General features: G+C 63.1%; 8 protein-coding genes. 6 read left to right on the top strand and 2 right to left on the bottom strand.

The features are described 5' to 3' along the window. Nucleotides 1-687: 687 nt before the first annotated feature. Both D109_RS0111655 and D109_RS0111650 read right to left on the bottom strand, forming a co-directional pair. Nucleotides 688-1,134, bottom strand: coding sequence for a winged helix-turn-helix domain-containing protein (locus D109_RS0111655; RefSeq protein ID WP_017477041.1), 447 nt, complete (start codon nucleotides 1,132-1,134; stop codon nucleotides 688-690). A gap of 72 nt (nucleotides 1,135-1,206) precedes the next feature. Beyond that, on the bottom strand, nucleotides 1,207-4,425 hold the full coding sequence (locus D109_RS0111650) for a type III effector HrpK domain-containing protein (protein ID WP_017477040.1): 3,219 nt from the start codon (nucleotides 4,423-4,425) through the stop codon (nucleotides 1,207-1,209). 563 nt (nucleotides 4,426-4,988) lie between these two features. Between D109_RS0111650 and D109_RS1000000134570 the strand changes: the two genes are divergently transcribed. The 6 genes from D109_RS1000000134570 to D109_RS0111620 all read left to right on the top strand — a co-directional run bounded on the left by D109_RS1000000134570 (nucleotide 4,989) and on the right by D109_RS0111620 (nucleotide 10,291). Beyond that, nucleotides 4,989-5,150 (top strand): hypothetical protein, encoded by a 162-nt coding sequence (locus D109_RS1000000134570; protein WP_003207273.1) that lies wholly within the window; start codon nucleotides 4,989-4,991, stop codon nucleotides 5,148-5,150. Between the two features lie 115 nt (nucleotides 5,151-5,265). Next, nucleotides 5,266-6,159, top strand: coding sequence for an FHA domain-containing protein (locus D109_RS0111640; RefSeq protein ID WP_017477039.1), 894 nt, complete (start codon nucleotides 5,266-5,268; stop codon nucleotides 6,157-6,159). 28 nt (nucleotides 6,160-6,187) lie between these two features. Then, nucleotides 6,188-6,544, top strand: a complete 357-nt coding sequence (locus D109_RS0111635; RefSeq protein WP_017477038.1) for a hypothetical protein — start codon at nucleotides 6,188-6,190, stop codon at nucleotides 6,542-6,544. Further along, nucleotides 6,544-6,879, top strand: coding sequence for a lipopolysaccharide assembly protein LapB (locus tag D109_RS0111630; RefSeq protein ID WP_017477037.1), 336 nt, complete (start codon nucleotides 6,544-6,546; stop codon nucleotides 6,877-6,879). Before D109_RS0111635 ends, D109_RS0111630 begins: the two co-directional genes overlap by 1 nt. Further along, nucleotides 6,876-9,014, top strand: a complete 2,139-nt coding sequence (sctV, locus tag D109_RS0111625; RefSeq protein WP_017477036.1) for a type III secretion system export apparatus subunit SctV — start codon at nucleotides 6,876-6,878, stop codon at nucleotides 9,012-9,014. The genes D109_RS0111630 and sctV overlap by 4 nt, the downstream gene beginning before the upstream one ends. Next, nucleotides 9,011-10,291 carry a type II and III secretion system protein family protein gene (locus tag D109_RS0111620; protein WP_017477035.1) on the top strand — a complete coding sequence of 427 codons (1,281 nt, stop codon included), beginning with the start codon at nucleotides 9,011-9,013 and terminating at the stop codon, nucleotides 10,289-10,291. The genes sctV and D109_RS0111620 overlap by 4 nt, the downstream gene beginning before the upstream one ends. Nucleotides 10,292-10,295 lie beyond the last annotated feature (4 nt).

The following is a 10,295-nucleotide window of genomic DNA, read 5'->3' as shown; positions in this document are numbered from 1 at the left end:
ACTCGGTGCCTCGCTTAGGCTCGGCATGCCGCACTCCGGCCCGGTTCCGCGGGCCGCCGCGACGGGCCATCCTTGGCCCGGCGCGGCTAAATCGGCATCCTTGCCGATTTACCCGCTCCACCGTGCCTACTTGCGGCCATCGTGGTTGACGGGGCCCGCAGATCAAAATCAAAAGCAAGAGCACAGCGGCCTACAGGCCGGCTTGAGTGTTAAAAGCAAAGGCAAGACCCAGAGCGAAAGCCAAATCTGAAGCGGATGCAGCTCTGCTTTTCTGTGGGAGCTGGCTTGCCTGCGATGCAGACACCTCGGTGCATCAGGTACACCGAGTTGATGCTATCGCAGGCAAGCCAGCTCCCACATTTGACCGTGCCCGCTTTAGCTTTTGATTTGGCTCTTCAACACTCAAGCCGGCCGGGAGGCCGCTGTGCTCTTGATCTGCTTTTGATCTTGATCTTAGGCGCCCCGTTAAACCACGCTGGCCGAACGCAGGCTTTGGAGCGTGGGTAACCCGGCAGGACGCCGGGTTAGCCGCGCTGGGCCAAGGATGTCCCATCGCGGCGGCCCACGGTCCAAAGCCGGAGTGAGGGCACTCCGAGCCTAGGCGAGGAGCCGAGTGGTGGGGCAAGAGCCTTTTGGTTACTTTTGGGCTCCTTTCAAAAGTGACCCGCTGTAAGAGCGGAACCAATATCAGCCGTTACCCAAATAATGGATTTGCCCCCGATCCAACTCCCCCCCCAAACAACGCCGACAACTATAAACCCCCAACACCACCGGCTTTTCCCGCGCCCCACGCTCAACCCAGGTCGGCGCAACAAACCGATACCCCTGGCCCATCGCCGTCGCGATATAGACCGAATCATCATCCCCCAACGCCCGGCGGATCGCCTTGATCTGCGCCCGCAGGTTGCACTCTTCCACCACCAACCGTGGCCAGGCAATGTCCAGCAATTGGGTCTTCTCCAACAGCTCACCAGGCCGGGAGGCGAGAGCAATCAGCAACGTCAGGGCCCGACTCCCCAGGCTCACCGGCTCACCGTTTTTCAGCAGCAGATGACGCCTGGGCAACAGTCGATAAGGCCCAAAGTGAATTTCAAAAGCGCTGTCTTCAAGAGGGCTGCGTTGTGAATACGTCATGTGATTAACCTTTGTGCATGTTCAAAAACACAACCCCGCGCGGCTCCCTTCGCGCAAGGCTGCAAGGGACGGTCAGGTGTTGATCGCCGGGATCGGGTCTTCAGGATAATCACCCGGCTCCGTAGGCCCGCCAGTCAAACCGTATTGCTTGAGCACCGGCACAAGCTCGCCGTAGAACGCGTCCTGCGCCTTGCCATGAGCATCGGCCAGGGCGAAGGGCAGAAAGGCGCTGCCGATCCCGCCAAGAATCGCCGTAGCCCCGCCAAGGATGCCGCTGATGGTCCCGGCCACCGCGCCGATTTCCGTCGCGCCGTACAACCCGGCTCCGGCTTCCACCAATCCAGCCACCGCCGCACCCGTGCCCAGCACACCGGTGGCCACCGAGAAACTGCCGCTCAGGTAATCACCTTTTTTCAACGAGTCGACACCGCCAATCACCCCGATCACGCCGCCGATAATCCCGCCCGCCGAGCCGATAATCTTGCCGGCCGCACCGAGGTTGGCGATTTGCTGCGGACTCAGCGGGCCCTTGCCCACCGGCACCTTGCCGGGGAAATCACCGATGGTGCCGCCATCCGGCCGGTTGACCCAGGTGATGCCGTAACCCGCTTCCTTGGCGTATTTGGTACCACCCTCCATCAACAACCCGGCAAACTGCAGCCCGGCGGATACCCGGTTTGCGTCCGCCACCGGCGTGTTCCTGCCGCTGGCCGAACGGGCCATCAGCACGCCGCTCATCAGCACCGCACTGCCGATGTGCAACAGGCCTTGCTTGAACGCCGGGCTGACGTCGCCGAACTTCATGCCTTCGATGGCCTTGGGTAGCGCGTCGGCAATCTTGTCGCCCTGGCGCCCGATGTCCCACACCGAGCGCAGCATCGACACCACCTGCGCCGGGTCGATCTTGCCGCCGTCGGAGGTGACGAACATCTCGGGGTCTTTCTGATGGGCGTCGTTGATCGCCGCAGTCACCTTGGCTTCGTCGAAGTTGCCCTTGCCGTCCCCCAGGGTGATGTTCAGGGTGTCGGTGGTGGCGCCGCCGAGCAGGGCGTCGCCCAGGGCTTCGTTGAAATTCACCTGCAAGGTGGCGGCGTCATCCGCCGAGGCTTTGTCGCCGAGGAAGGCCTGGGCCGAGGCGGTGCTGGCGGCGAAGCTGCTGGCGGCCACGGTGGGGTCCATGCCGCCGGCCACCGCGTCGGTAAAGGCCTTGCCGGTCACCAGTTCGGTTTTGTAGTACTGCTGGATGTTGTCGCTTTGCCCGGCCTTGTCGGCGATGCCGGTCAGGTCCACATGGCCGTTGCCCCCCAGCGCAAGGTTGGCGATGGTGGTGTCGTTGGCCGCGTTTTGCAGGCCCATGCCCATGTCGATCTGCTTGCCGTTCTGGTCCTTGGCGTTGAGGTTGTCGTTGAGGTTTTTGCCGGTCTCGATGTCGCTGGTGTAGTAGTTCTGCATCGCGACTTTCAGGGTCGGGTTGCTGTCGACGATGTCGGCCAGTGCCGGGCCGCGGTTGTTTTGCAGGAACGCTTGTACGTCCGGATCGGCCGAGAGGGTTTCGATGCCGCTTTGCAGCTGCGCCTTGATCTTGTCTTCGTTGGGGTTGAGGCCGTAGTGGGGCGAGGTGTACTTGTCCATCAGCCCGGCGTGGGGCACGTAGTCGCTCACCAGCAGGCGGGTTTGCGCGTCGGTGAGTTGCACCAGCACTGCGGCTTTTTGCTCGCCGCTGTAGTTCTGCGGGTTGGCCAGGATGTCGGCGGTCAGGCCCGAGGTGTCGACGCCGGCGACGGCATCACGGGTGGCGGCGCCGTCGAGGAAGGTCAGGGTGTCGCTGTCGGTTTTCGGCGCCTGTTTTTCCAGCCAGTCGCCGATGTTGTCGCGGGTGCCGATGCCGTCCGACTTGCCGGTGGCCGGGTTGTCGCCACCGGTTTCCAGGGCATGGAACATCCCGGGTCTGGACCACATGGCCGCCGCGCCGGTCAGCTCGGTACTCAGCGCCGAATCGCTGCCCAAGGCTTGCAGGTTGTCGATGCGCAGCATGCCGTCGTTGCTGCGCTGGTTGGCGTCACCGGGGCGCATCGCCGAACCGGCGCCCGCGGCCAGGCTTTCGTTGGCCATCAGGATCGCCGCCGACTTGGCGTTGGCCTTGGCCAGGTCTCCCGGATTGCTGCCGAGGAAGCTGCCATAGGATTTCGACGCGGCGCCGAGGTCCTTGCCGGCGTTATCGATGAAGTGGTCGACGTCCGAATGGGTGATCACGTTGTCGGCCTTGCCCCGCCCGCCGGTGTCCAGCGCGGCCATCAGGCTCGGGCTGCTGGCGACGTACTTGAGCACGGCCTGGGCCTCGGGCGGCAGGGTCGTGGGCGGGTTGGCGAAGTCGATGGGTGCGCCGTGCAGGCCCCAGGCGTCCCAGTTTTGTGAGAGCAATTGCGCGGCCGCCTTCGGCCGGTTCAGGTCCAGTTCTTCCTTGGTCGGTGTGCCGCTGGTGTTGTCGGTGATGGTGTCCCAGTCCTTGGCGCCGGATACGCCGAACGATGAGGTGTCGATCCAGGACGTGTCCGAGGCACCCGCGGCGCCGGTGCTGCCGGCATACAGTTTGGCCACCTGGTCGTACAGCGCGGGGGTGATGTCCTGGGACACGATCACCTTGTCGCCCGAAGCCGTGGTATAGCGAATCAACCCCGGGCCGACTTCTTCGGGTGGGCCGATATTCGCGGCCGGGTCCATGGTTTCGGTGGGGCCGGCCAGGCGATAGCCGTCGGCCTGGCCGGCGTTGATCGCGAACAGCTTGGCCGAATCGCCGCTGACCTGGGCGAACAGCGCGGGTGTTTCCTTCTGGCTGACCACGATTTTGTCGCCGGCACTGGTCTCGTAGCGGATCAGCCCCGGGCCCAATTCGGTGGTGCTGCCGATCGCCTTGTAGTTGCCCAAGCCGGGCGCCACGGTGCTGGCGTCGGCCTCCTTGTAGCCGGCGCTTTTACTGTCAGCCAGATTCTTCTCAAGGGTCGCGTCGCTTTGCTGCGCGTTGTACTGGTTGACCAATTGCTCAAACAGCCTGGGGTTGTCGATCTGCTTGAGGGTCACCGGTTTGTCGCTGCCCAGCGGGGTGTAGGTGATGCTGTTGTTCACCGGTGCCTGTACGTTCTGGTACGGCAGCGGGATGGACGGGCCGCGGATTTTCGAGGGGTCGAATACCGGCCGGTCGACCGCCGTGAACAGGGCTTTTTCAAATGTGCTCCGGGCGCCATCCGGGCCCTTGTTATCGGCAGGGTCAAGGCCATTCGGGATCGCAGTCATAGATCACCTGGAAGTTGTCTTATATCAATCGGTATTTAGTGCAAGTGCACTAACTGGGGCGGGCGAAAGTTGCGAAGTGTTATTGAGCAAGCCCGCGCCGAGCTATCAAACGCGATGATCAAGTCGCTTTTGTTACAAATGGCAGTGCCTAAAAAGTTGGGCAATTGGCTATTAGTTAAAAGTGTGAAGTTGTCAGCTTTATTTTCAAAAATTGTTGGGTAGTCAAGGTTTTTGCCCAGGCGTTATTGGCCTCTACATTGTTCAAAACCGTTCATGTTCAAGCGAAAGGCCCCGTAATCATTGGGTTTCTTCATGTATTGGCTTTTTGCCAAAAGTTCCACTCCCGCTTGGGGATGAGATTTTCTCAACGGCAGGTTGAGCCAGGTTTTTCACAGCCCCCACCCTGAACGTTTCACAAGCTTTCACAGCGCAGGCGTTTTATTCGTGAGTAGTATGGATCCCATGCAAACCGACGGCTGTATTGCCAACTCACTGTCTGACGCGGGGAGTTCGGTTCGGTTTGCATGCGGCTTAACTTCCCTATCGATGCAAGGAGATTGAACATGGCTACTACTCCACCCGTAAGTGCAGGCGGCGCCGACGACGCTATCGCGAAGATGGAAGCAACTTTCAACATGGCCATCGAGAAGTCGGCCAAGATCACCGAGATCAGCACCGCGAAAAAAGCAGAGCTCGACGCCACCAAACAGCGTCCGCAGAACTGATTCGCCATACGGGCAGCGCCGGCGCTGCCCGTATACCTGCGTTACCCCGTTGCACCGTTGTTGATCGGCACAGGTGTGGTTGCTGCCTGTGATTCTCAAGGGGGCAAACCCAACCATGACAGCCTTGATTTCCCTGGGCCTGCCCGCCACGAATGGCGCGCCGACCCTGCTCGTGACCCACGGTTTGCACCAGGGCAGTTCCCTGACGCTCGACCAGCCGGTCTACACCCTTGGCGCCGCCCTGGCTGCCGACCTTCAGCTCAGCGATCCCGGAATCGCCGAACTGCACCTGCGCCTGCGTTTTGAAGGGGCCCAGGTGGCCGTCGAGGCCCTCGGCGGCGATGTATTGATCACCGGCACCGCCGGCGATATCCGTATTCCCCAAGGCAGCGGCCATCGCGCGCGGCTGCCGCTGCAACTGCGCATCGGCACGGCAGGTGTGAGCTTGGTGCTGCCGGGCAGCCCTGAAAAAACGCCGGTAGCCACACGCACCTTCACCCCGTGGATCATCGCCACGGCCTTGCTGTTCGTGTGCGCAGGTGCCTTGGCCTTTCGCAACGATCCACCGCAAGCACAGGCCGTACTGCCGGTCGCCGAAAAAGCCGTGGCCAAGCCTTCCCGCGCCGAAGCCAAGGCCTGGTTCGAAGGGCAATTGCAGGCCGCCCACCTGGAAGCCGTGACGGTCAACGACGTCGATGGCCAACTCAACGCCGTCGGCTCCTTCGAGCGGGCGCAAAAGCCTCAGTGGGTCGCCCTGCAACAAGCTTTCGACCAGCGCTATGGCCAGCAGATCGTGCTTAACCCGCGGGTTGCGGTGCGTGCGGATGCAGCCCGGCCACGGGTGCGCTTCCAGGCGGTGTGGTTCGGCACCTATCCCTATGTGATCAACGACAGCGGCAAGCGCCTGTACCCCGGCGCGGCCCTGGCCGACAACTGGGTACTGGAACGCATCGAGAACAACCAGGTGATCCTCGCCCGTGGCGAAGAACGCTTCACCTTCACCCTATGACGCTGCTTTTTTCAGCTAAGGCCCCGGGATGAAAGTCGAACCCCGTCCGTTGATTCCCAGTGATGTGCGCAGCGCGCCGGTGGAGGCGATCCGCCCGGTCAATTCGCGCCAGGCCACCGCCTTCGAGGCGGTGCTGAAAACCCGCAAGGTCCAGTCCCGCCGCTCCCTGCGCAGTGACCTGGAAGAACTCACCAGCGCCGCCGGCGTCGACTCGCTGCTGTTTGGCAGCGCACGGTCCCTGGAGTTGCTGGATCACGTGATGCAGCACCTGTTGCCGAACCTCGACGCCGAGCCGCAGATCAAGGCGCTGGCCCATGACCTGATCAGCGAGGAAATCGAGATGCGCCGCACCCTCGAACAACAACGCTCGGAGGTCCAGGCCTGATGTCCCGGAATAACGACGACGCGGTGCAATTGCTCAAGGGCATTGGCGAGCTGTACCGGCGCAACGGCCAGTCCCAGCGTGCGCTGGTGATGCTGCTGATTGCCGTGAGCGTGGCACCCGACGACGGCCTGCTGCTGCGCTCGCTGGTGCTGGCGTTCACCGACAGCGGCGACTTCACCCGCGCACTCGCGGCCCTGGACCGCCTGGTGGCGCTGGAAGGCGAGTCCGCCAGCCTGTTGCTGCTGCGCGCCCGGGCGCTGTGGTATGGGGAACGCAAGGACGAAGCGCGCCAGTGCTTCAAACGTTACCTGGCTGCACGGAGAGTGGCGCCATGAACCTGCTCAACCGCCTGAACGGCATCGCACGCATGGCCGCCCAGCGTACCGACGTGATCATCGTCGCGTTCATGCTGATGGCGATTGTGATGATGATCATCCCGCTGCCCACCTACCTGGTGGACATGCTGATCGGCCTGAACATCGCTCTGAGCATCCTGATCCTGATCGTCGCCTTCTACATCGGCCACTCGGTGGAATTCTCCGCGCTGCCACCGCTGATTCTGCTCAGCACCCTGTTTCGCCTGTCGCTGTCCATCACCACCACCCGCTTGATTCTGCTGCACGGTGACGCGGGCCACATCGTCAAGGCCTTCGGCGACTTCGTGATTGCCGGCCAGGTGGTGGTGGGCATGGTGGTGTTCCTGATCATCACCGTGGCGCAGTTCGTGGTGATCACCAAGGGCGCCGAGCGGGTCGCGGAAGTGGCGGCGCGCTTCACCCTGGACGCGATGCCCGGCAAACAGATGAGCATCGACAACGACCTGCGCAACGGAGATATCGACCAGGCCGAAGCCCGGCGCCGGCGCTCCCGCCTGGAGCGCGAGAGCCAGATGTTCGGCGCGATGGACGGGGCGATGAAGTTCGTCAAAGGCGATGCAATTGCCGGGTTGGTGATCCTCGCGGTCAACCTGCTGGGCGGCATGCTGATCGGCATGATCGAGCGCGACATGGCCTTCGGCGCGGCGGTGCACACCTATTCGCTGCTGACCGTGGGCGACGGCTTGATCGCACAGATCCCGGCGCTGCTGATCTCGGTAGCGGCGGGCACCGTGGTGACGCGGGTCAACAGCGACGGCGAAGCGGGTGACCTCGGCAGCGAAATTCTCAAGCAGTTGGGTGCCAGCTACCGGGCGCTCGGGTTGACCGCATTGATCATGGTGGGCGTCAGCGTGATCCCGGGTTTTCCGACCTGGGTGTTCCTCGGGTTGGCGCTGGTGTTCGGCGGCGCGGCGTTCGTGATGTACCGCCGGCATACCCGTGAACATCAGGTAGAGCCTGAAGCCCTGGTCGAAACACTGGAGCCGGTGGTCGAAGTGCAAGCCGAGCAGGACTACGGCGTGGCGCCCGACACCCGGGTGCTGCTGACCCTCGGCAGCGCCCTGGCCCTCAGCGCACCGCGCCAGCTGTTGAGCCAGCGCATTGAAGCGCTGTGTCACGACATCCGCAGCGACCTCGGCGTCGACATGCCGGTGCCGGGCATTCACATGGACGCTAAGGCCACGCCGGGCAGCTTCCGGGTGTCCCTGGAAGGCGTGCCGGTCAGCGAAGGCGAGATGCCGATCAACTGCCTGTTGTTGCAGGACGATCCGGTGCACGTGCAACTGCTGGACATTGCTACCCTGCAAGCCGATTCGCCCCTCAATGGCCGCGCCGCACACTGGATCGAGCGCCAGCACGAAGACGCGTTGCGCACCGCTGGCATCGGTTTCCTGCTACCGGATGAGGTGCTGCGCGGCGTGCTGGAGCGCAGCCTGCGCCGCTATGCCGCGGACTTCCTCGGGATCCAGGAAACTCGCCTACTGCTCGAACGCACCGAAGCCACCTACGGCGAACTGGTCAAGGAAGCCTTGCGCCTGGTGCCGTTGCAGCGGGTAGCCGAGACCCTGCGCCTGCTGGTGGGCGAGGGCGTGTCGATCCGCAATCAACGGGCCTTGCTTGAAGCCATGGTGGAGTGGGGCGCCCGGGAAACCGACGCCGGTCGCCTCGCCGAACACCTGCGCGCTGCGTTGGCGCGGCAGATCAGCCATCAATATGCCGACCGCAATCGGGTGATTGGCGCCCTGGTATTGGCGCCGGGTTTGGAAGACCAGTTGCGCGCGTCCCTGCGTCGCCAGGAGCCCAGCCGCGATGTGATCCCCGAAGAGATCAACCGCGCCTTGCTCGCCCAACTGCGCCAGGCCTGCGACAAAACCGTCGAGGCCAACAGCGCGGTGTTGCTGGTGCATCCGGAATTGCGCCGCAGCCTGCGCCGTTTGGTGCTGCGCGGCGAGCTGGAACTGGCGGTGCTGTCGTTTCGCGAACTGGCCACCGAATACAACCTGCAAGCGCTGGTGACCATCAGCCTCACCGATATCTCCAACCGCCGTGCACCTGCTGCGGCTTCCGTCACTTCCCTGGCGTCTGCCTCATGATTCGTTTTTGTTTGTTATTGCTGACGTTGACCTCGTTTTTTTGCAGCGCCCAGGACATTGCCAACGGTGCGCAGGGCTCCATCAGCCTCGCCTCCGGAGAAGGCCGGATCCTGCACTTCGTCGCGCCGGTGGAATCGGTGCTGGTGGCCGAACCGGGGATTGCCGACCTGCAAGTGGTGTCGCCCGGTGTGATCTACATCTTCGGCAAGGCGCCGGGCAATACCAGCTTGATTGCCCTCGGCAGCGACGGCAAACAGCTCGCCAGCCTGTCCCTGGCCGTCAGCAGCGCCACCGAGGCGGTGACCGCACCGATGCAGGAATTGCATCCCGGCAATGGCGCGCAGATCAGCGGCGCCGGCAACCGCTTGATCGCCAAGGGCACGGTGCGCAGCGTAGGCGAGGCGACGGATTTGAATGCCTTGCTCAACCCACAGGGCCAGGGTTTTCAGAGCGCGGTCAACACCACTGAATACGCCGGTGCGGCCCAGGTCAATTTGCGGGTGCGGTTCGCTGAAGTGTCCCGCTCGGAACTGTTGCACTACGGCGTGAACTGGAACGCCATGTTCAGCAACGGCACGTTTTCCTTCGGCCTGATCACCGGAGGGCCGCTGGCAGCGGCGACTGCGGGTGGACTGGCAGCGGCGGGCAGCGGTTCGGGCAACACCAATATCGACGGCATGCTCGACGCGTTGCAGGCCAACGGGATTCTGCAAATTCTGGCCGAGCCGAATATCACCGCCATGACCGGGCAGACCGCGAGCTTCCTGGCGGGCGGCGAAGTGGCGATTCCGGTGCCGGTGAATCGGGACCTGGTGGGGATTGAATACAAGTCCTTCGGTGTGTCGCTGTTGTTCAACCCGACCCTGCTGCCCAACGGCCGGATCGCCCTGCAAGTGCGTCCAGAAGTCAGCAGCGTGGTGAGTGGCGGAACGGTGGATTTCGGTAATTTCCATGTGCCGTCGTTCAGCGTGCGCCGCGCGGATACACGGGTGGAAGTGGGCAGCGGGCAGACGTTTGCGATTGCCGGGCTGTTCCAGCGTGAGAGCAGCCAGGACATCGAGAAGCTGCCGTTGCTGGGGGACTTGCCGATCCTGGGCAACCTGTTTCGCTCCAAGCGTTTCCAGCGCAATGAAACCGAGCTGGTGATTTTGATTACGCCGTACCTGGTGGAACCGGTGCGCAGTCGCACCCTGGCCACGCCGCTGGATGCGCAGCCTGCCACCGCCGCAGCGGCGGGACCGCGCAGTGGTGGGGCGTTTGGTTTCTACATGAATTGATGAG

The sequence above is a fragment of the Pseudomonas sp. PAMC 26793 genome (genome assembly GCF_000313235.1).
GTDB classification, from domain to species: domain Bacteria; phylum Pseudomonadota; class Gammaproteobacteria; order Pseudomonadales; family Pseudomonadaceae; genus Aquipseudomonas; species Aquipseudomonas yamanorum.
Note: the sequence above shows the minus strand (reverse complement) of the source record. Positions and strands in the feature narration are given on the sequence as shown.

Excerpts from the sequence above, each read along its gene's own strand:
- D109_RS0111655 (WP_017477041.1), bottom strand. The coding sequence starts at position 1,134 with ATGACGTATTCACAACGCAGCCCTCTTGAAGACAGCGCTTTTGAAATT.
- D109_RS0111650 (WP_017477040.1), bottom strand. The coding sequence starts at position 4,425 with ATGACTGCGATCCCGAATGGCCTTGACCCTGCCGATAACAAGGGCCCG.
- D109_RS1000000134570 (WP_003207273.1), top strand. The coding sequence starts at position 4,989 with ATGGCTACTACTCCACCCGTAAGTGCAGGCGGCGCCGACGACGCTATC.
- D109_RS0111640 (WP_017477039.1), top strand. The coding sequence starts at position 5,266 with ATGACAGCCTTGATTTCCCTGGGCCTGCCCGCCACGAATGGCGCGCCG.
- D109_RS0111635 (WP_017477038.1), top strand. The coding sequence starts at position 6,188 with ATGAAAGTCGAACCCCGTCCGTTGATTCCCAGTGATGTGCGCAGCGCG.
- D109_RS0111630 (WP_017477037.1), top strand. The coding sequence starts at position 6,544 with ATGTCCCGGAATAACGACGACGCGGTGCAATTGCTCAAGGGCATTGGC.
- sctV (WP_017477036.1), top strand. The coding sequence starts at position 6,876 with ATGAACCTGCTCAACCGCCTGAACGGCATCGCACGCATGGCCGCCCAG.
- D109_RS0111620 (WP_017477035.1), top strand. The coding sequence starts at position 9,011 with ATGATTCGTTTTTGTTTGTTATTGCTGACGTTGACCTCGTTTTTTTGC.